The sequence below is a fragment of the Aeromonas sp. DNP9 genome (assembly GCF_001728955.1).
GTDB classification, from domain to species: Bacteria; Pseudomonadota; Gammaproteobacteria; order Enterobacterales; family Aeromonadaceae; genus Aeromonas; species Aeromonas veronii.
The window spans coordinates 209,573-230,130 of sequence record NZ_LYSQ01000001.1; the positions used below are offsets into that span (position 1 = coordinate 209,573).

Sequence of the window (20,558 nt, forward strand, 5' to 3'; positions counted from 1 at the left end):
AGTGGTACAAAACAAGAAGGATCCCCATGACTGTTCCACGCAATTCCCTTCGCTATTACGCTAGATCCAGCGCTACCGCCCTGTTGACTCTGCTGCTGGGCACTGCCTCTTACGCGGCGCTGGCCGCTGCCCAACCTGTGCCTGCCGAGCTCAAGCTCGCCATCGGAGCCGAACCCACCGAAGGGTTTGACCCTCTGCTTGGCTGGAGTCACGGCAGCTACCTGTTGCTGCACAGTCCGCTGCTCAAACAGAACGCCGATCTCAGCTGGCAGAATGTGCTCACCCAATCGGTGACCCCGAGCAAGGATGGCAAGGGGTGGATCATTACCCTCAAGCCTGACCTGAAATTCTCCAACGGTGCACCGCTCACCGCCGAAGATGTGGCCTTTACCTACAACAGCGCAGCCCAAGGCGGCGGCAAGATCGACATGGGCAACTTTGTCTCGGCCAAGGTGCTCTCGCCCACCGAGGTTGCCATCACCTTGAGTGCCCCCCAGAGCACCTTCGTCAACGTGCTGGGATCCTTGGGCATAGTGTCGAAGAAGGATTACGACGCAAAAGCATATGCCCAAAAGCCGGTCGGTGCCGGCCCTTACCGGCTGGTGAGCTTCCTGCCCGGTCAACAGCTGGTGGTGGAGGCGAACCCCTATTACGCCGGTGGCAACAATGACTTCAAACGGCTGGTGTTTGTCTTTATCGATGAAGAGAGCGCCTATGCCGCCGCCCAGAGCAGCCAGCTCGATGTGGTGCGCATCGCCCCGTCGCTGGCGCCTACCGTGCCAGCTTCCCTCAAGCTGTGGGTGCGACCGAGCGTGGAGAACCGTGGCATCGTCTTCCCTATTCCGCCTGCGGGTGGCAAGGATGCCAAGGGTTATCCCATCGGCAACGACGTGACCTCGGATGTGGCGGTGCGCCGTGCCATCAACTACGCTATCGACCGCAAGCTGCTGGCCGACCAGCTGCTGGAGGGGCACGCCATCCCCGCTTACAGCGCGGTAGAAGGCTTGCCCTGGCTGAACAAAGCCACCGCCTTCAAGGATGGCGATGCCGCCCACGCCAACGCCCTGCTCGACGAAGCGGGCTGGAAGATGGGCAGTGACGGCATTCGCCACAAGGGCGACCTGCGCGCAGCCTTTACCCTCTGGTACACCAGCGGTGATAGCACCCGCCGGGATCTGGCGGAAGCGGTGCGCGCCATGCTCAAACCCATCGGCCTTGAGGTGAGCCTCAAGTCCGGCAGCTGGGAGCAGGTGGAGCGGGAGATGCACGCCAATCCGGTGCTGATGGGGTGGGGGAGTCTGGATCCCATGGAGCTCTATCACCACTACCAGAGCGGCTCCGGTGGCGTGGAGTTCTACAATCCGGGCTACTACAGCAACCCTGTGGTGGATGGCCACCTCAAGCTGGCGCTGGATGCCCCGAACTGGCAGGCGGCCGTGCCGTTCTGGCAGCAGGTGGAGTGGGATGGCAAGACCGGCGCCGGAGTGCAGGGAGATGCCGCCTGGGCCTGGCTGCTCAATGTGCAGCACACCTATCTCGCCAACCGTTGCATCGATCTTGGCAAGGGGGCGCCGGAAATCCACGGTAGCTGGTCCCTCCTCAACAACCTGCAGGATTGGCGGTGGACGTGCCGTTAAGTTCGCCCTTGAGTCACTCCGGTTATCTGTTGCTAAAAGCCCTGCTGCGTCTGGCAGGGCTGCTCTGTCTGGTCTCGATCGCCACCTTTGTGCTGCTGAGTTACTCCCCCATCGACCCCATCAAGGCCTATATCGGCAACGATCTGCTCCATGTGCCGCCGGAGCAATACGCCCGCATCGCCGCCCGTTGGGGGCTGGATCAGCCGCTCTGGCTGCGCTACTGGCACTGGTTTACCCAGGTGCTGCGGGGGGATCTCGGTTACTCCATGCTCTACAACGCGCCTGTGGGTGAGGTCATAGGCCAGCGCTTTGCCGCCTCCTTCCTGTTGCTGGCGGGTGCCTGGCTGCTATCCGGTTTTTTCGGGATTTTGCTGGGTCTCTGCGCTGGTCGCTATCTCAACCGCTGGCCCGATCGCCTTATTTGCCGTTTTGCCTACCTGCTCGCCTCCCTGCCCACCTTCTGGGTCGGCCTCTTGCTGCTCGCCCTGTTTGCGGTGCACTGGCCGCTGTTGCCAGTCTGCTGCGCCTGGACGCCGGGGCTTGCGGCCGATGAGGCTGATTGGGCTATGCGAGCACGCCATCTGTTGCTGCCGGTGACCACGCTTGCCCTGCTCGGGGTGGGCAATATCGCCCTGCATACCCGGGGGCGGGTGGCCGAGGTGCTGGATAGCGACTTTATCCGCTACGCCCGCGCTCAGGGGGATGGCGGCTGGCCCATGCTGCGTTTTCATGTGCTGCGCCATGCCCTGACCCCGGCGCTCTGCCTGCAGTTTGCCTCCCTTGGCGAGCTGATTGGCGGATCGCTCTTGGCCGAAAAGGTCTTCTCCTACCCGGGGCTCGGCCAGGCCACTGTGGATGCGGGGCTGCGGGGCGATATTCCCTTGCTGATGGGAATCGTGCTCTTCTGCACCCTGCTGGTCTTTATTGGCAACACGGTGGCCAGTTTGCTGCTGGTCCGCATCAATCGGGGCTGGGAGGGAGAGCATGCTGTTTAATCCGCTTCCCTCCATAGTGCGCCTCGCTGTAGCCCTGATTGGATTGGCGCTACTGGCCACTTACGGCTGGAGCCTCTCTCATCAGGATGTGCCGATGGATCTGCTGGCGCGCCAGCAGCCCCCCTCGCTGACCCACTGGTTCGGCACCGATCAGATGGGGCGTGATCTCTGGTTGCGGGCCTTTCAGGGCACACTCACCAGTCTGGAACTCGGCATCAGCACGGCGCTCTGTAGCGGGTTGCTGGCAATGGTGGCGGCCAGCGTATCGCTCATTCACCCCAGATGTGATGCGGCGGTGCGAATGGTGATCGACGCCATGCTGGCGCTGCCCCATATGCTGCTGCTGATCCTCATCTGCTTTACCGTGGGGGGCGGCATGCGCGGGGTGATCCTGGCGGTGGCGCTCACCCACTGGCCCAAGCTGGCGCTCATTCTCTGCGCAGAAGCGCGGCGGATCGTCTGCAGCGACTATGTGGTGCTGGCCCGCTGTCAGGGGATGGGGGCGCTGCGTCGCTGGCGCATCCACCTGCTGCCGGGGCTGTTGCCCCAGTGGTTTATCGGCACCTTGCTGATGTTTCCCCATGCGGTGCTGCACAGCGCGGCCTTGAGCTTTCTCGGTTTTGGGCTGGCGGCCCACGAGGCCTCGCTGGGCCTGCTGCTGGCCGATGCCTTGCGTTATCTGGCCGGTGGCGGCTGGTGGCTGGCCCTCTTCCCGGGGCTGATGTTGCTGCTGCTGGTACTGCTGTTTGATCAGGCTACCCGCACCTTGCAACAGCTGCTGTGGCACAGGAGTGAACCATGCTGAGTTTTGATCAGGTGACCATAGAGGCGGCCCACTACTCCTGGCTGGGGCGGCGCAACTGGCAGCCTTTGCTGACCGATATCAGCCTGCAACTGGCGCCGGGGGAGATAGTGGCGCTGGTGGGGGGGAGTGGCGAGGGCAAGAGCCTGCTGCTGCAAAGCGCCCTGACCCTGCTGCCGGACAACCTGCGGATGCGTGGCAGCATCTCCCTCGACGGCACGCCTCTGTGCGATGCCAGCCGGGCCCGTCTGCGCGGCCACACCCTCTGCTATGTGCCGCAGGGGGTGAGCGCCCTCAATCCGCTGCTAACGGTGGAGCGCCAGCTGGGCCGGGCGGCACGTCTCTGTGGCCAGAACGGGTCTCGCGAGCGGCTTGGCGAGCAACTGTTGCGCTATCAGCTGCCCGCTGCCACCCTGGACAGCTATCCACGCCAGCTCTCCGGCGGCATGGCCAAGCGCATTCTGGCCTGCACTGCGGCGCTCGGCAGTGCCCGCTACATTCTGGCGGACGAGATCACCGCCTGGCTCGATGAAGGGTTGGCCTGCCAGCTGCTCGGCCAGTTGCGTGAATTGGCCAATCAGGGCAGCGGCATCCTCTGGGTGACCCACGATTTGGCGCTGGCGGCCCGCTTTGCCGATCGCATCGTGGCGCTCCATCAGGGGCAGGTGAGCGACACCTTGAGCAGCCACCATCTGCGCCAGGGGCAGGGGAGCGAGATGCTCCGTGCCCACTGGCAGGCGCTGCCCGAGTTCAATGCGCTCTTCTCTGTGCCGGAGGTTTCCTGATGTTGGAAGTACGAAATCTCACCATCTCCCAGGGTGAACGCCCCCTCTGGCAGGGGTTATCGCTGACGGTGAAAGCGGGCGAAAGGCTCGGCATCTCCGCTCCGAGCGGCCATGGCAAGACCACGTTGGGGCGAGTGTTGGCGGGTTGGCAACCGGTTGGGGCCGGCGGGCAGATCCTGCTGGATGGGCAGCCGGTGCCTGAACAGGTAAAAGGTTATAACCCCATCCAGCTGGTGCCCCAGCACCCGGAACTCACTTTCAATCCCTATCGCACCACCGGCCAAGCGCTCTGGGACGTATGGCGTCCCGATGACGCCATGCTGGCCCGCTTTATGGTCAAGCCTGCGTGGCTCGGTCGTAAACCCGGCCAGCTATCCGGTGGCGAGCTGGCCCGCATCGCGTTGCTGCGCGCCCTCGATCCCCGCACCCGGTTGCTGATTGCCGACGAGGTGACCGCCCAGCTGGATCCGCAAATCCAGCGCCAGCTCTGGCGGGAGTTGATGGTTGAATGCGAGCAGCGCGGCCTCGCCATGCTTGTCTTTAGTCACCAGCAGGCACTGCTGCGTCAGATCTGTCATCGGGTGCTGCGCTTTGGTGAGGCGCCTACTGAGCAGTGGACGATGGCCCGCAGCGTGGCCTGAAGATTGGCTTCCCCCTCATCCCCAGCCCTTCTCCCGCAAGGGGAGAAGGGAGCAGACGGTGCCATCTCACCCGCTCAGGGTTTAGGGTTTGGAAAATCTCGGGGTTTGAAAATATGGCTGGTTGTTATGCTCGAAGCCGCCCCCTGAGGCGTTTGAGGGCGTCGCATAGTTACAGCATGCTGTCGGCATTCACAAACCGATTCCCTCTCCCTGGGGAGAGGGCCAGGGTGAGGGGGGCGAGTATGAAACGCTGGCCACTCTGGACAGATAGCACGGCGGGCAAGATTCGCAGATAAAAGAGAGGGAGGCATCAGCCTCCCTCTCTTTTTTTCTACCGTTATCAGCGGCGTTTAACCGGCTGATTTCAAGCACTGGCCAGCCAGTTCAACCAGGCATCCATCCCTTCACCGGTAGTGGCGCTGACCTGGATCACCTGAATATAGGGGTTGACCCGTTTGGCGTTCTCGATGCAGCGGGCCACGTCAAAGCTGACGTAGGGCAGCAGATCGATCTTGTTGATCACCATCAGCTGGGCGGCGGCAAACATGTCCGGGTATTTCAGCGGCTTCTCTTCCCCCTCGGTGACGGAGAGGATCGCTACCTTGTACTTCTCGCCGAGATCGAAGCTGGCGGGGCAGACCAGATTGCCCACGTTCTCGATAAAGAGGATGCCCCCTTGATTGGCGGGCAGCTGGTGGCAGGCGTCGTGAACCATTTTGGCGTCCAGATGGCAGCCCTTGCCGGTGTTGATCTGCACGGCAGGGACACCGGTGGCACGAATGCGATCCGCATCGGCGCTGGTCTGCTGATCTCCTTCGATCACGGCGCAGGGGCGCTTGTCGGCCAGCAGGCGCAGGGTTTCGCACAGCAAAGTGGTTTTGCCTGAACCCGGGCTAGAGACCAGGTTGAGCACCAGCTGGGCAGCCTCGTCGAAGTGTTCGCGGTTGTGGGCCGCCAGCGCGTTGTTCTTGGCCAGCACATCCATCTCGATGGCGATCAGCTGGCGCTGTCCCATGCCGGGCACCGACAATCCCGCTTCCCCTTTGCCATAGTGGAGATCACCCTGCTGATGGTCATGGTCATGGTCATGGTCATGGTCATGGTCATGGTCATGGCTGTGATCATGGGGATGCGCGTGGGAATGGCCGTGGTCATGAGAGTGGGCATGATGATGGTCGTGGGGGTGATCATGGTGATGCTTATGTGGGTGATCATGCCCCTCATGGCTTATGGGAGCCCGCACCCCGTGGTAGTGGTGATGGACATCTCCCTGATGGTGATAGTGGTGGTGAATGATCAGGGTGCGCGGCGCGCTCTGCTCGTGATCATGATGGTGATGGGCATCATGAGCATGATGATGGTCGTGCTCATGACCATGTTCATGGTGATGTTCATGTTCGTGATGATGCTCATGATCGTGCTCATGGCCGGCGATCCGCGCCTGGCCGCATCCGCATACGCTACACATATCAACTTACCTCGATGTCGGTGATGCGCAGGCTATCACCCTGCGCGACTCGTAATTTGTATCCGCCACACCCGGGGCAGGCCTGCCCGCGCTCGGTGAGGGTGACCGTCTGGTTGCAGTCATAACACCAGGCCTCTGCCGCCTGGCGCTGAAAGTGCAGCTGGGCCCCTTCGACGGCGGTGCCCTTGGCGGCAGCCTCGAAACAGAAGGCAATGGTGTCCGGGTCGACGCAAGAGAAGCTGCCGACCTCGAGCCAGAGGGCGGTCACCTTGTTAAAACCCCGCTGGGTGGCCTGCTCGGCCGCCAGATCGATGGCGGCCATGGCCAGAGACATTTCGTGCATGGTGACTCCTTAACCGATATGGGGAGGAGCAGTGACTCCTCCCTGTAATTGACGGAACGGCATGGCCGATCAACAGATCCGCGGCAGTAGTTCTCCTTGCGGCAGCTCCAGATAACGGCGGCTGCCCCAGGGGTTGTTGAGGATCACCTTGTGGCGATCACTCGCCTGCACCACGCCGATCTGGCTGGCGGCGGAGTTGAATTGCCGCAAGATGCCCAGCGCGTCCTGCGCCTGTTCGGCAGGCAGGGCCAGCACCATGGTCCCCTCGTTGGCGAGATCATGGGGCTCGAAACCGTAGAGCTCGCACAGGCCGCGCACCGGATCGCACACCGGAATGGCTGACTCCTCCAGCTCGATGGCAACACCGGAGGCGCTGCTCCACTCGTTGAGCACGGCGGCAAGGCCACCGCGGGTGGCATCGCGCAGGGCGTGAGGGGTAATCCCCGCTTTTAGCAGCGCTTCTACCTGCGGCCAGAGGGTGGTGCAGTCGCTCTTGAGATCGGAGCCCAGTTGCAGGGCGTCACGGGCCATCAGGATGCAGGCGCCGTGGCTGCCGATATCCCGCGACACCAGAATGGCGTCACCGGCTTTGAGGTTGCGTACCGAGATGCCCCGGCTCTGCTCAGGCCGCGGAAAGGTGCCGACCCCGCTGGTGTTGATAAAGATCTTGTCGGCCGCCCCCTTGGGCACCACCTTGGTGTCGCCGCAGACGATGCGGGCACCGCTCTTGGCAAGTTCGGCCGCCATCGACTCGACGATGCGGGCCAGATCGGCGTAGGGGAAGCCTTCCTCGATGATAAAGCTGGCGCTCAGATACTCGGGCTTGGCCCCCATCATGGCGAGATCGTTGACCGTACCGGCGATGGCCAGCTTGCCGATATCGCCCCCCTCGAAGAAGAGCGGCGAGACGGTAAAGCTGTCGGTGGTGAAGGCAACGGGGCCGTTTACCGGCAGCAGGGCGGCATCTTCACCGCGCAGCAGGATCTCGTTGCCAAAGTGGCGAAAGAAGAGCTGATTGATCAGCTGGTTCATCTCCACACCGCCGCCGCCGTGGCTTAACTGAATTTCTCTCATTGGATCCCCATATATCGGTAGTAGGCATTGCAGGCCCCTTCGGAGCTGACCATGCAGCTGCCCATGGGCTGGGTCGGGGTGCAGCCCCGGCCAAAGACTTTGCACTGGTTCGGTTTGGCCAGGCCGCGTAGGATATCGGCGCACTGGCACGCCTTGTGGTCATCGATGGGAGTCTGATTGAGCGCGAAGTGGCGCTCCGCATCGCGTTTGGCAAAGGTATCGCGCAGGCGCAGGGCGGAGGCGTTGATATCCCCCAGACCTCGCCAGCGAAAGTGCTCGCGGGTCTCGAAAAAGCGCTCGACCAGCCGCTGGGCGGCTTTATTGCCGCTGGCGGTGACGGCGCGGCTGTACTGCACCTCCAGCGCGTAGCGACCCTCCACCTTCTGGCGCACCATCATCAAGAGCGCCTCCATCACATCCACCGGTTCGAAGCCGCTCACCACCACCGGCACCTGATAGCGATCGACGATGGGCAGGTAGATATCGGCGCCGGTGATGACGCTGACGTGGGAGGGGCCGATAAAGGAGTTCACCTTGGCCACCCCGTCAGCCATCACCGCATGAATGGCTGGCGGCACCAGCACATGGTTGATATGAAACAGCAGATTCTCGACCTCTTGCTCTTCCGCGGCAGCCAACAAGGCGGCCGTCATCGGGGTAGAGGTCTCGAAACCGATGGCGAAGAAGACCACGGTTTTCTCCGGATTCTCTTTGGCTATACGCAGGGCGTCGAGGGGGTCATAGACCGGGCGGATATCGCTCCCCTTGGCCCGCTGCTGGGCCAGCGTGCCTTTGGAGCCCGGCACCCGGATCATGTCCCCCAAGGTGACCAGAATGACGTTGGGCTGGCTCGCCAGCTCGATGGCCTGATCGATGCGCTCTTTGGGCATGATGCAGACCGGGCAGCCGGGGCCGTGGACAAACTCGATGCTGGCCGGCAGCAGCTGGTGCAGGCCGTACTTCATGAGGGTGTGGGTATGGCCGCCACACACCTCCATCACCCGCAGCGGTTCGGGCAGATCTTTGGCGAGTTCGGTGATCTGGGCGGCGAGGGCGCGGATCACCTCGGGCTGGCGAAAGCCCTGGAACAGATCATTCAAGGTCAGCATGGCAAGATATCCTGTTTGGGCATCAGGGCCACCATCTGGCGGAAGCTCTCGAGGCTGGCCTGCGCCTCCTCTTCGTCAATCTTGCTCATCACAAAACCGATATGGAGCAGTACATAGTCGCCAATGTTGAGAGGCTCTTCGAGCAGCATGCAGCTGACGCGCCGTTGCACTCCCAGGGTATCGACGGTGACACAGTTATCTTCGGGGTGCAGCTGCACCACCTGAGAGGGGATGGATAGACACATGGATTTCAGGACTCCGACAAGGTGGCACAGCCGGTGGTGACAGGCTGGTGCATGGCAAGATGGTGGATGGCAAACCAGAGCTGACCGGCGGCGATGCCACCGTCATTGAGTGGCAGGGTTTCGCTGGTCAATACCTGCCGGCCAGCGGCTTCGAGAGCGGGAACAAGCTGGTCCATCAGCACCCGGTTTTGAAAGACGCCGCCCCCCAGCGCTACCGGATAGCCGGGGAAGCGCTCGGCAAGGGCGATGACCAGATTGCTGATGGCGCGGATAAAACCGGCGGCCAGGCTGGCGGTGGAGGTGCCTTTGCGCCGCTCGCGGACAAGGGTATTGATCAGCTCGGCCCACTCGATCTGCTGCGGCCCTTCCGCTGATTGGCTGAGATCAAAGGCGAGGGGGAAGGGCTGTTCATCGGGGGCTAGCCGCGAGGCAGCCGCCTCCAGCAATAGCCCCGCTTCGCCCTCGTAATCGGGGGTGTCGATCACTTCCAAGAGCGCCGCCACCGAATCGAACAGCCGACCGATGGAGCTGGTGTAAGGGGCGTTGCGGCCAAGGCGCCAGAGCTGGTGCAGGTTGCTGATCCGCTCAAGGGACTGATTGTTGATCAACGGAATATCGAGGGCGCTGATCTCCTCAGGACTGTGCGATTCAAACAGCAGCCCCAGCAGCTGGCGTACCGGCTCGCGGATGGCTGCCTTGCCGCCGATCAGCTTGAAGGGGGTGAGGTGGGCAACGCGCGTAAAGCCCTGAATGTCTGCGATCAGCAGCTCGCCGCCCCAGAGGGTGCCGTCATCGCCAAGGCCGGTGCCATCGAAGGCAACCCCCAGCACCGGGCCCGTGATGTTGTGCTCGGCCATCACCCCCAGCAGGTGGGCGTGATGGTGCTGCACCTCGAGGTGGGTCGCACCCTGATCCTGGCAATAGCGTTTGGCCCACTGGTGGCTGAGGTAGCCGGGGTGGCGATCCGACACCAGCAGTTCGGGTTTGAGATCGTAGAGATCGCGAAAGGTCGTCAGGGTCTGCTCGAAGTGCTCCTGCATCGGCAGGCTGTGCAGATCGCCGATATAGGGGCTGTAGATGCGCTGGCGACCGAAGGCGAGCGCCAGCTGGTTCTTCTGCTGCGCCCCGACAGCCAAGAGCGGCGCCTTGACCGCCTCTTTCAGGCTGGGGGTGCAGGGGGCATAGCCCCGGGCGAGGCGCAACGTCTGGCGCCGCCCGCCTGCCCACTGCACCAGACTGTCGTCGCAGGGGTGCAGGATGGGGCGGTTGTGATCCAGAATGCCGTCAATCTCGCTGCCGAGCTCCCTGACCACCGCCTCGTACTCGATAAGGATTGGGCTGCCGCGACCATTGGCGCTGGTGGCCACCAGCGGCATGGCGCAGGCATCCAGCAGCAGCTGATGGAGCGGGGTATAGGGGAGCATGACGCCAAGGTAGGGGATGCCGGGGGCGATCCCCTCGGCCAGCGGCGCGGCTGACAGTCGGGATTCTGAGAGCCGATCATCGTTAATGCGCTTGCGCAGCAAGGTGATGGGTCTGGCCTGAGAGGCGAGCAGCTTCCACTCTGCTTCGCAGCCGGTGACATGCAATTTGGCCTCGGCAAGGGAGCCTATCATCACCGCCAGCGGCTTGCGCGCGCGCCGTTTGAGCGTTCGCAATCTGGCAACACTCTGTTCATTGCGGGCATCACACATCAGGTGATAACCCCCCATCCCCTTGACTGCGATCAGCGCCCCGGTTTTCAGGGCGCGGGCGGCGGCGTGCAGGGCCTCTTCGCGTTCGGCCAGCGCATTTCCATTGCCGCTGAGCCAGCTGAGATGGGGCCCGCACTCGGGGCAGCTCACCGGCTGGGCGTGGTAGCGTCTGTCCAGCGGGTTTTCATAGGCCGCCGCACAGCGCGGACACATGGCAAAGCCCGCCATGGCAGTGTGGGGTCTGTCGTAGGGGAGGCGGCGGATGATGGTGTAGCGCGGGCCGCAGTGGGTGCAGTTGGTAAAGGGGTAGCGATGGTGGCGATCCGAAGGGTTGGCCACATCGTTGGCGCACGCCTCGCACATCCCCTGATCCGGCGAGATGGCGACCGTTGCAGAGCTCTGCTGCTGGCTCGCTTTAATTCGAAACTGGCCATGAAATTGGCCATCGAAGTCGGGCTCATGAGCAAGGGGCAGCTCCCGCTCGCTGAAATGATCGATGCGGCTAAGCGGCGGCGCCAGTTCCCGCAGTTCGCGGGCAAAGGCTGTGAGCTGCTCAGGGGATCCTTCGGCGCCGATAGTGACGCCGTTGGCATCGTTCAACACATAACCGGCAAGGCCGTGGCGCAGTGCCAGCCCATAGACGAAGGGGCGAAAGCCCACCCCCTGTACGATGCCGTCGATATGAAATTCGCGGCGCAGCCGGTTGGCCACAGGATTGGAAGAGCCAGAGGGGGCGATGGTGGCGCTCATGCCGGCTCCATCTCATCTTGAGTCTGCGGCAGACGCAGCACCCGGCGCTCGTTCTCCTCGCGCCGCACCCAGCCATCCATCTCCATGCGCAGGCAGAACGGAATGGCGTATTTGCGCGACAAGCCGGTGATCTCCTTGAGGGATGCCATGTCGATCAGATCTCCCACCTGCTGGCCCGCCAGCACGGCGGCGACCATCTGGTTGTAAAGCTCGGCGTCGTAGTAGATGGGGCCATCGAGCTGCACCAGATACTTGAGTCGCGCCAGGTTGCGCAGCTGCTTTTGCAACGCGCCTTTTTGTTGCAAGCCCTGCTGCAGGGCTGCGGGCAGCTGGCGGATGATAAAGGGATCCAGCTCCACGCCGCCGGGGCCCAGTTTACCGGGCTCGTAACCCTCCTTGCCTTGATCTCGCACCACCTTGAGCACCAGCTGCGCCTCTTCCCCCAGATCATCTTCCGACTCGCCGCTGCCCGGCTGCCACTTGTCATGGTGCAGGCGAACAAGCTGCTCGCTCTTGAGCTGCTGGAGCAGGGCTTGCATGACCGGCAGGGCGATACCAAAGCGGGTCGTGAGCTCCGCAGCACTCAGCGGTTCGCTGGCCAGCGTAGCCAGCAGCTGGTCGCGGCGTTGGGCCAGCCAGCAGTTATCCAGTAGCCAGTCAGCGAGGGGGGTGACCTGCTCGGGCTGCTGGTCAAAGCGGCTGGCCAGCACATAGCCGTTGAGCCCCAGCTGCAAGGCGGCGGGGTTGTAGTGCTCGAGCTCGTCTGGCAGCTCGCCCAGCAGGGTATGCAGCGCCTTGCGTCTGGCGGGGTGGATGTCGCCGCACCAGACGATGCGGGCGCCGTGCAGCAGTTCGCTGCTGCCGTGGCGAATGATGGCGAGCGGCTGGCCAAAGAAGCAGGGAATGGGGCTGGTAAAGATCAGCCGCGCCAGCCGGGTATCCTTGATGGGCACGAAACGGGCCCGGCTATGCCAGCTGCCAAGGGCCACCTCGATCTCCTGCGTGCGCAGTGTCTTGCTCCTCAGGCTCTCGGCGTTGAGTCGCACGATAAGGTGGGTTGCCGCCTCGCACTGGCCGGCAGCGCTGGTGAGGCAGTGACCGCGTGCTACCTCCTTATGGGGCACTTTTTTAAGGCCCACCGCTACCCGGCAGACGGCGCCGATCTCGTCGACGCTCTGGTGATAGGCCTGCAGGGAGCGCACCTGCACCTCCCGATCGGCGGGGTAGAGACGCAGCTTGTCCCCCACCTTGAGGCTGCCCTGCTGCAAGGTGCCGGTAAGCACGGTACCGGTGCCATTGGCTGTAAAGACCCGGTCTACATACAGTCGCGGGGTGGCCTGCTCGCGGGGGACATGATGCTCGGCCATATCCCCCAGCTGGCGCACGATGGCGGTGTGCAGGGCGGCCATATTGGCGCCGGTCTTGGCACTGACGCTGACGATGTCGGGCACCATGCTGCTCTCGTCCATCACCCGCTCCAGCAGGCTCTCTTCAAGGAGCTCCAGCTCGTCGGGGGAGACCAGATCGCACTTGTTGATGCAGACCAAGAGGCGCGGCACCCCCATCGCCTTGAGCAGGCGCAGGTGATCGCCGGTCATCGGCATCCACCCCTCGTCGGCGGCAATCACCAGCAGCACCAGATCCAGACTCCAGAGCCCCGCCACCATGTTGCGGATATAGCGCTCGTGGCCGGGCACATCGATGACGCCTATGGTGTTGCCCTGACCGTCGTCGAAGTGGGCAAAGCCGAGATCCTGGGTCATGCCGATGGCCTGCTCATGGGCGCGGGCCGTGGTGATGCCGGTGAGGGCCTTGATCAGCAGGGTCTTGCCGTGATCCACGTGGCCGGCAAGACCGATAACGGCGCGATAGGGGGTCATGGGATCAGGGCTCCTCGGTCGCATTTGTTGCATTGAACGGGGCGGGCAGCAGCAATTCCTTGAGTTGGGCGATCAGCAGTTCCATTTCGGTCGGCAGCAGGGTGGCCATATTGATCAGCACCTTCTGCTGGCGCACGGTGGCGATGACCGGCACCGGCAGTTCGCGCAAATCATCGAGCAGCTGCTGGGCCGGGCGCGGGTCGGTGCACTCCAGCGCGGGCGCCGGATAGAACTCGTCCGGTAATGTGCCACCGCCCACCACCAGCTGGGCGGGGACCGGCACAAAACAGCCGGGCAGGGCGGCCATCAGCCGGGAGGCTCTCTCCTGCATGGTTGCCGGGTTGCTCAGGGTGCGCTGGGCGATACCCTCGCCGACAGGAGATTTGTTGAGCTTGTGGATGAGCAGGCGTTCGAGCAGGGAGTAGACGATGCGGCTCGGGCGGAAGGTGCGCATCATGGGGTGTTTTTCCAGCCGCTTGATAAGGTCGTTGCGGCCGCTGATGATGCCCGATTGCGGGCCACCCAAGAGCTTGTCACCGGAGTAGCAGACCAGATCCGCCCCCGCCTTGATGTACTGGCGCACCGAGGTTTCGTCCGGCGCAAACTCTTCGGTGGTCAATCCCGAACCCTGATCCACTGCCAGCACCACGTGCTCGGGCAGGGCGCGGGCCACCTCGCCGATATCGGGGGATTCGGTAAAGCCGCGAATGGCGAAATTGGATCTGTGCACCATTAGCACGAGCGCGGTCTGATCGGTGATGGCATCGAGGTAATCTTTGGCGGTAGTGATATTGGTGGTGCCCACCTCCACCAGTTTGGCACCGGAGAGCGCCAGAATATCGGGAATGCGAAAGCCGCCGCCAATCTGGATCTGCTCGCCGCGCGAGACGATCACCTCGCGACCTTTTGCCACCTCCTGCAGCAGCAGGAAGAGGGAAGCGGCGTTGTTGTTGACCACCAGCGAATCCTCGGCCTGGGTGAGGCAACGGAGCAGGAGGGCGATCAGCCCCTTGCGCCCGCCGCGCTTGCCGGTGGCGAGATCCAGCTCCAGATTGTTGTAGCCGGTGTTGAGGTCACGTACCTCGTCCCACAGATCGGCACTTAACGGCGAACGCCCCAGATTGGTATGCACCAGGGTGCCGGTGGCGTTGATCACCCGGGTTTGACGCTGGCGCAACTGCTGTTGGCAGCGTTTGGCAATCAGCGCCTCGATCTGCTCGGGGGCGACGCCATGCTGGCGAAAATCTTCGCTCTGGCGCAGCTCGCTCAGGGTGTCGCGCACCGCCTGAGTCACCAGCGGGCGGCTCAGCGCTTCGATAAAACCGGCGAGAAAGGGTTGCTGCAGCAGCTGTTCCACTTGCGGCAAACGGCGCGTTAGTTGCTGGCCGGGCAGTTGCTGAGAATCTGGCTGTGAATCGTCGGCAGCCGTACCTGATGCGGGCTGGCGGTGGGGGATAGCTGACGCGTGAGACGAGTTCGGCATGGGATTACCAGTGCAATGCGTGGGTTCGGGATGCGCACCGGTTTGCCGATAGAGAGGCCGAGCTGACGGGTTATGGTACTGCTGGCGATTTGCGGATGACTGCAAACTGGGTGCATCAATGAGCGGGTATAAATTAATGCTGCATCGATGCTGATAAATTAATTTTTGGCCAGCGAGATAACCTGACTTCGGATTATATTGGCAAGCGGAAAGCACCTTTTTTAAGGTATTACTTCAAACATATTGAACAAACAATGGAAATAACATTCAGGCCGAAAAATTCAGCGGGAGAGTATTTGTTCAATAGATAAATTTGGCGGAAGAGGCAGGAATCGAACCTGCCAAAGCCTTCTCGGCTCACATCGGTTTTGAAGACCGAGGAGGCCACCAGACCCCATCAACTTCCGTAATGGTCGCCATTTTGTGGCAAATTTCTGTGACTGGCAACGCTTTTTTTGTCATAAAAAAGCGAGAGTTAGCGATTTTTTGAAAAAATCAAAGAACCTTGTTTTATATCAAGTTCAGCACAATTAGCCCGATGTTTTTAATTTAACATCGGGCCTTGATTACATTGCCGTAACCGTCGGTCAATAACGGTCGTTAACAACTCGATAAATAATCACCGGCTGGCGTTGGCAATATTCCACTGATCCAGTTTATCTATTAACAGACTGGTGTCACTGGCGGCATCAAGATGCTGATAAAGATAATCCATCGCCTCGCTCACCATCTCGGTCATCGGGAAGGAGAACGCCACGATGGCCGGTTGTACCCCGACAAAGATCACCTCGGGGACAAAGGTCTTGAGCTCGTCGATCAGGAAATTGAGCGGCATATTGTGGGTCGAGAAGATAAACATCTCGGCGATGGTCTCGGGGGGGATCACCTGCAGGGTACCCGCCTTCTCGCCGATCTCGGCGGCATCCACCAGCACCACCCGCTCAGGTTGCAGCTCCCGCACCTTGTAGACCACATTTTCCGGCGCGATGCCGCCGTTGATATGGATCCAGCAGGGCAGGGGGGCGGCCTGCAGTTTGCCGGCGAGATAGGGGCCGGCACCGTCGTCCCCCATCATGGCATTGCCCACAGTCAACACGAGATTGCAGCCCATCAGCGGCTCCTTACCATCAGGTACATATGGGGGTCGTTAAAGAGGGCGGTGAGCTGATCCATAAAGGTATTGGTCCAGCCCAGCTCCTGCTCATCGAGCAGATTGTCGGCTTTGCGCAGTCGGTCGAAGGCGCAGGCCAGCATATGGCAGTGCTCGCGATAGATGGTGATCTCGCCAAAGGTGAGAAACCCCTCCATCTTGCGGCGCGCTTCGCTCCCCTCTGGCAGCTTGGCCACCCAGTCGCGATAACCGGTCAGCGAGCAGACCAGGTCTGCTCGCAGGCAATCGACGATGCCGAGGTGATGGCCGATGGCGAGGCTGTAGTACATCACCTCTTTGGCTTCCTCGGGGACGTCGAACTGCTCGTCGACGAACTTGCGCGAGAGGCGGTAGAAAAAAACCTCGTCAGCCATGCACCGCCTCTCCCTTGCCGGCCGCCCGGTTGAGGCAGGCGTTTGCGAGGTTGTTGACGATCTCCGCCAGACGGGGATCGTCGTGCTGATCGAGGTAGCTCTGGATGCGCAGATCCACATCCTGCTGGGTCGCCCCTTCGAGCAGGGCCATGAATTCGTCGGCGATGATCCGCCCCTGCCGATAACCGGCCATGCGGCGCGCTTCGCGCTCGATCATCACCCGAATTTCGTTGGGGATGCCGGTGTGGCGCAGCTCGACCCGCTCACCCGGTTGCACCTCGTGGCTGGTGGCTTTGAGTTTTTGCTCAAGCAGACCGAGCGCCACGGCAAAGCCGTAGATGGTGGCTGCCGGTGTTGGGGGGCAGCCCGGGATATAGACATCCACCGGTACGATCTTGTCGGTGCCGCCCCAGACGCAGTAGAGGTCGTGGAAGATGCCGCCGTCACAGCCGCAGGCGCCGTAGGCGATGCAGATCTTGGGATCGGGCGCCGCCTCGTAGGCGCGCAGGGCCGGCACCCGCATCGCCCGAGTCACCGCGCCGGTAAAGAGCAGGATGTCGGCGTGGCGGGGGGAGGCGACCACCTTGATGCCGAAACGCTCGGCATCGAACAGCGGGGTGATGGTGGCGAAGATCTCGATTTCGCAGGCGTTGCAGCCGCCGCAATCGACCCGGTAGACATAGGCCGAGCGGCGAATGTCCTTGAGCAGAGTCTTCTTGAGTTTGGTTATCTCGGGATCCTGTGCCAGCGGTACGGCGCGGGTATGGGCATGGCCGACAACCGGTTCTATGCCTTTGATCTTGCTCATCACATCCACTCCTTTTGTGCGGCCATCGGTGTGGCTATCGGTGTGATCAGGGCCGAGTCAGGCTGGCTCAGCATGCTCTGTTTTCGTTTGCAGTCGGGGCAGTGGTGCAGCCGCTCCGGGGTGGCCAGCGGTGTGCCTGCCTGCTTGAGGGTGTCCTCCACCAGCGCCACCAGCTTGCTCGGGGCAAAGTAGGTGCCGCACAGGGTGCAGGGGGCCAGCGCGAAGCGGGCCTCCTCATAGAGATCCGCCTTGTTGGTCACCGCCAGCTCGAACTCGGGTGAGAGGGCGATGGCGCGGGTCGGGCAGACTTCCTCGCAGCGGCCGCAGAAGATGCAGCGCGCCATGGAGATCTCCCAGCGCCGTTCGCCGGTCTCCATGTCCACTTCCATCACCAGCGCATTGGCCGGGCAGGCCTTGGTGCAGGCGGCGCAGGCGTTGCACTGATCCGCCTGATATTTCGGTTTGCCGCGAAAATCCCGGTTCACCTCGTAAGGAGCGAAGGGGTATTTGGCGGTCGGGGTGCCAGCCTTGAGGATGGTCTTGAACAGCTTGATCATGATGACCCCTTATTTCAGCGGAGAGTTTTTGCGATCGATGCCGTAGCGCTCGATCTCCTTGTAGGAGACCACGGTGGATTCGCCCTTCTTGGGGTCGACCAGGGTGACCCGGTCGGTACAGGAGTAGCAGGGATCCAGACTGCCGATGATGAGCGGTGCATCCGCCACGGTATTGCCGCGCAGCATGTAGCGCAGAGCGGGCCAGTTGGCGTAGGTGGCGGCGCGGCAGCGCCAGCGGAACAGCTTCTGGTTGTCGCCAGTCATGCTCCAGTGGACGTTCTCGCCGCGGGGCGCCTCGGTAAAGCCCAGCGCAAACTTGCCCGGCTGGTAGGTGAACCCTTCGGTCAAAAGCGGCCCCTCCGGCAGGTGCTCAAGGCCGAACTCAATCATGTCGAGGGAGTCGTAGAGCTCATGGATCCGCACCAGCACCCGGGATTGCACATCGCAACCCGCCTTGGTCTGGATCTCCATCGGCAACTCGCGGTAGCCGGCAAAGTCGTGAACCCGACGCACGTCGCGCTTGAAGCCGCTCGCCCGCACCATGGGGCCGACGCAGCTGAAATCGCGGGCAATCTGCGGCTCGAGCTTGCCGATACCGATGAGGCGGGAGGAGATATTGGCGGTATCCAGCAGCATGGCCACCAGGGGTTTGAGCTCATCACGCAGCTCGCGCACCAGCTGGGCACCCTTGATGCGATCTTCCTTGAAGATGTCGCGGCGTACCCCGCCAATCAGGTTGAGGCCGTAGGTCTTGCGCGCGCCGGTGAGCAGCTCGGCCAGGGTCATGGATTTCTCCCGCACCCGGAAGAACTGCATGAAGCCGGTGTCAAAACCGGTGAAGTGGCTCGACAGGCCGATGTTGAGGATATGGCTGTGCAGGCGCTCCACCTCCAGCAGCACGGCGCGGATCATCTTGGCCCGCTCCGGCACCGGAATACCCATGGCGTTCTCCACCGAGGTGGTGTAGGCGACGCTGTGGGTAAAGCCGCAGATGCCGCAGACCCGATCGGTCAGGAAGGCCACTTCGTTGTAGCCCATGCGGGTTTCTGCCAGTTTTTCCATGCCGCGATGGACATAGAAGAGGCGGTAGTCGGCATCGATGATGTCTTCCCCATCGACGAACAGACGAAAGTGCCCCGGTTCATCCGAGGTGATGTGCAGCGGGCCGACCGGCACGATGCGGTTGGCATCACTGCCGAGCTCGTTGACGAAGGGATAGGTCTCGGTGTCGGTGGTGGGCATCGGGCGCTGGCGATAATCCATGGCGTCCTTGCGCAGGGGATGGATATCCTCCGGCCAGTCGTCAGGCAGCACCAGACGACGTTCGTCCGGCAGGCCGATGGCGCGCAGGCCGTACATGTCGCGGATCTCCCGCTCGCCCCACACCGCCGCCGGAATGGTCGGGGTGATGGAGGGGTACTCCTGGGTATCGGCATCCACCAGCACCTTGACGGTGATCCAGCACTTGGTGTCGCCCTCCATGGAGAAGACGTGGTAGACGGCGAAGTGGCCGTTTAGGCTGCGCTCGTCATTGGCAAAGGAGAGCGGAAGCCAGCCCCCCAGCTGGTGGAAGATCAGGCTGGCGGTCTCGACCAGACTGGTGGGTTTGACGGTAATGGTGGCCTGATCGGCGGTTTGCCACTCCTCATCGATGATGGCGTGGGGCAGTTGTGCTCGCACCTGCTGGATGTAGTCGCAGCCGATGCGATCCGAAATGGCGATGGTCATGCAGTTCTCACTTTAATGTTCGGGAATGAGCATTCACAAATGATGAAATCGGAAAAAGTTGCTGTGTTGGCGGGCATGGCTCAGACCCCGACCAGATAGGCGAGCAGCGCCAGCAGGGCCAGCCCCAACCCGTAGCGGGTGAGCTTGTGGGTGCGCACGAACTGGGTGCGGGCCATGGCGTTTTCGATGATGCCGGCCAGCAAAAAGGCCACCAGCAGCTTGCAGGCGAGGATCAGCGCCGCGCCGATGAGCGCAGGCAGACTCCAGTTGGCCGCCTTGCCGAAGGGCAGGAAAATCACCAGAAAGAGCTGCACCACCACCAGCTGCTTGAGGCCGATGGAGAGCTTGAGCAGGGCCAGGCCCGCACCGGAATACTCGGTGAGCGGCCCCTCCTGCAACTCCTGCTCGGCTTCGGCGCAGTCAAAGGGCAGCTTGCCCATCTCGACAAACACCGCGAAGGCGCAGGCGGCGCCAGCCAAGAGGGTGGCAACCGGCGCGGCCAGCGGCTGGGTCGCCACATAGTTGCTGATGTTGCCCAGATCCGAGCTGCCCACCATCATCGCCATGATGAAGCAGGCGAGCACCAGAATGGGCTCCACCAGAATGCCCAGCGTCAGCTCGCGGCGGGCGCCGATCCCTGCAAACATGCTGCCGCTGTCGAGCCCCGAGAGGGAGAAGAAGAAGCGGAAGATAGCGAACAGATAGATGTCGGTGATGAGATCCCCGGCGATGGGGAAGGGAGACTCGTGAGTCAGGGTCGGCAGCGCCATCCCCACCAGCAAGAGGGCGGCGATGAGCAGCGCAGGCATCAGGTTGAAGATGATGCCGGCAGGCTCGGGGCTCACCTCCTGACGGCGCAGGAGCTTGGCGATATCCCGGTAATCCTGCAGCAGGCCCGGCCCCTGACGGGAGTGCATCTTGGCCCGCAGCACCCGGTTGAAACCGGTGGCGAGCGGCGCCAGCGCCAGCATGGCGATGGCCTGGGTCAGGGCGAGGGCAACCATGCCCCAGCTCGGCATTTCAAGAACAGGCATA

Annotated in this window: 20 protein-coding genes and 1 tRNA gene; 6 read left to right on the top strand and 15 right to left on the bottom strand. The window is 62.4% G+C overall.

Annotation, left to right across the window (positions count from 1 at the left end; genetic code table 11):
• Window positions 1-26: 26 nt before the first annotated feature.
• Genes A9G06_RS00870 through A9G06_RS00890 form a run of 5 tightly spaced genes read left to right on the top strand, consistent with a single transcriptional unit; the run spans window position 27 to window position 4,860 of the window.
• The gene (locus A9G06_RS00870) at window positions 27-1,637 is read left to right on the top strand and encodes an ABC transporter substrate-binding protein (RefSeq protein ID WP_069553973.1); all 1,611 of its coding nucleotides are present in this window, start codon (window positions 27-29) and stop codon (window positions 1,635-1,637) included.
• Window positions 1,622-2,632, top strand: a complete 1,011-nt coding sequence (locus A9G06_RS00875; RefSeq protein WP_069553974.1) for an ABC transporter permease — start codon at window positions 1,622-1,624, stop codon at window positions 2,630-2,632. The genes A9G06_RS00870 and A9G06_RS00875 overlap by 16 nt, the downstream gene beginning before the upstream one ends.
• The gene (locus A9G06_RS00880) at window positions 2,622-3,437 is read left to right on the top strand and encodes an ABC transporter permease (RefSeq protein WP_069553975.1); all 816 of its coding nucleotides are present in this window, start codon (window positions 2,622-2,624) and stop codon (window positions 3,435-3,437) included. The genes A9G06_RS00875 and A9G06_RS00880 overlap by 11 nt, the downstream gene beginning before the upstream one ends.
• Window positions 3,431-4,219, top strand: a complete 789-nt coding sequence (locus A9G06_RS00885) for an ATP-binding cassette domain-containing protein (protein WP_069553976.1) — start codon at window positions 3,431-3,433, stop codon at window positions 4,217-4,219. The genes A9G06_RS00880 and A9G06_RS00885 overlap by 7 nt, the downstream gene beginning before the upstream one ends.
• Window positions 4,219-4,860 (top strand): ATP-binding cassette domain-containing protein, encoded by a 642-nt coding sequence (locus A9G06_RS00890; protein ID WP_069553977.1) that lies wholly within the window; start codon window positions 4,219-4,221, stop codon window positions 4,858-4,860. Before A9G06_RS00885 ends, A9G06_RS00890 begins: the two co-directional genes overlap by 1 nt.
• A gap of 364 nt (window positions 4,861-5,224) precedes the next feature.
• Here A9G06_RS00890 and hypB read toward each other — a convergent pair whose 3' ends face one another.
• Complete coding sequence (gene hypB, locus A9G06_RS00895; protein ID WP_216093207.1) at window positions 5,225-6,091, bottom strand: hydrogenase nickel incorporation protein HypB; 867 nt, start codon at window positions 6,089-6,091, stop codon at window positions 5,225-5,227.
• Here hypB and A9G06_RS22395 point away from each other — a divergent pair.
• Window positions 5,972-6,352, top strand: a complete 381-nt coding sequence (locus A9G06_RS22395; protein ID WP_253182297.1) for a hypothetical protein — start codon at window positions 5,972-5,974, stop codon at window positions 6,350-6,352. The genes hypB and A9G06_RS22395 overlap by 120 nt on opposite strands.
• Here the strand turns inward: A9G06_RS22395 and hypA are convergent.
• The 14 genes from hypA to A9G06_RS00960 all read right to left on the bottom strand — a co-directional run bounded on the left by hypA (window position 6,330) and on the right by A9G06_RS00960 (window position 20,557).
• Window positions 6,330-6,671, bottom strand: a complete 342-nt coding sequence (gene hypA / locus A9G06_RS00900) for a hydrogenase maturation nickel metallochaperone HypA (protein WP_069553979.1) — start codon at window positions 6,669-6,671, stop codon at window positions 6,330-6,332. The genes A9G06_RS22395 and hypA overlap by 23 nt on opposite strands.
• A 69-nt stretch (window positions 6,672-6,740) precedes the next feature.
• The gene (gene hypE, locus A9G06_RS00905; protein WP_069553980.1) at window positions 6,741-7,745 is read right to left on the bottom strand and encodes a hydrogenase expression/formation protein HypE; all 1,005 of its coding nucleotides are present in this window, start codon (window positions 7,743-7,745) and stop codon (window positions 6,741-6,743) included.
• On the bottom strand, window positions 7,742-8,854 hold the full coding sequence (hypD, locus tag A9G06_RS00910) for a hydrogenase formation protein HypD (protein ID WP_069553981.1): 1,113 nt from the start codon (window positions 8,852-8,854) through the stop codon (window positions 7,742-7,744). The genes hypE and hypD overlap by 4 nt, the downstream gene beginning before the upstream one ends.
• Complete coding sequence (locus tag A9G06_RS00915; protein ID WP_043819819.1) at window positions 8,848-9,099, bottom strand: HypC/HybG/HupF family hydrogenase formation chaperone; 252 nt, start codon at window positions 9,097-9,099, stop codon at window positions 8,848-8,850. The genes hypD and A9G06_RS00915 overlap by 7 nt, the downstream gene beginning before the upstream one ends.
• A 5-nt stretch (window positions 9,100-9,104) precedes the next feature.
• Window positions 9,105-11,543 (bottom strand): carbamoyltransferase HypF, encoded by a 2,439-nt coding sequence (gene hypF, locus A9G06_RS00920; RefSeq protein ID WP_069553982.1) that lies wholly within the window; start codon window positions 11,541-11,543, stop codon window positions 9,105-9,107.
• On the bottom strand, window positions 11,540-13,423 hold the full coding sequence (selB, locus tag A9G06_RS00925; protein WP_069553983.1) for a selenocysteine-specific translation elongation factor: 1,884 nt from the start codon (window positions 13,421-13,423) through the stop codon (window positions 11,540-11,542). The genes hypF and selB overlap by 4 nt, the downstream gene beginning before the upstream one ends.
• Window positions 13,424-13,427: 4 nt before the next feature.
• Window positions 13,428-14,906, bottom strand: coding sequence for an L-seryl-tRNA(Sec) selenium transferase (selA, locus tag A9G06_RS00930; RefSeq protein WP_069553984.1), 1,479 nt, complete (start codon window positions 14,904-14,906; stop codon window positions 13,428-13,430).
• A gap of 314 nt (window positions 14,907-15,220) precedes the next feature.
• Window positions 15,221-15,312, bottom strand: a tRNA-Sec gene (locus A9G06_RS22230).
• Window positions 15,313-15,525: 213 nt separating this feature from the next.
• Complete coding sequence (gene hycI, locus A9G06_RS00935; protein ID WP_069553985.1) at window positions 15,526-16,017, bottom strand: hydrogenase maturation peptidase HycI; 492 nt, start codon at window positions 16,015-16,017, stop codon at window positions 15,526-15,528.
• Window positions 16,017-16,430: a formate hydrogenlyase maturation HycH family protein gene (locus A9G06_RS00940; protein WP_011706331.1), complete on the bottom strand. Its 414-nt coding sequence runs from the start codon at window positions 16,428-16,430 to the stop codon at window positions 16,017-16,019. Before A9G06_RS00940 ends, hycI begins: the two co-directional genes overlap by 1 nt.
• The gene (locus tag A9G06_RS00945) at window positions 16,423-17,238 is read right to left on the bottom strand and encodes an NADH-quinone oxidoreductase subunit B family protein (protein ID WP_005301886.1); all 816 of its coding nucleotides are present in this window, start codon (window positions 17,236-17,238) and stop codon (window positions 16,423-16,425) included. The genes A9G06_RS00940 and A9G06_RS00945 overlap by 8 nt, the downstream gene beginning before the upstream one ends.
• On the bottom strand, window positions 17,238-17,795 hold the full coding sequence (locus A9G06_RS00950; protein ID WP_069553986.1) for a formate hydrogenlyase complex iron-sulfur subunit: 558 nt from the start codon (window positions 17,793-17,795) through the stop codon (window positions 17,238-17,240). The genes A9G06_RS00945 and A9G06_RS00950 overlap by 1 nt, the downstream gene beginning before the upstream one ends.
• Before the next feature lie 9 nt (window positions 17,796-17,804).
• Entirely contained in the window at window positions 17,805-19,523 is a 1,719-nt protein-coding gene (locus A9G06_RS00955) for an NADH-quinone oxidoreductase subunit C (protein ID WP_069553987.1), read from the bottom strand.
• A gap of 80 nt (window positions 19,524-19,603) precedes the next feature.
• A complete protein-coding gene (locus A9G06_RS00960) occupies window positions 19,604-20,557 on the bottom strand; it encodes an NADH-quinone oxidoreductase subunit H (RefSeq protein ID WP_069553988.1) in 954 nt (317 codons plus the stop codon).
• Between the last annotated feature and the right edge of the window lies 1 nt (window position 20,558).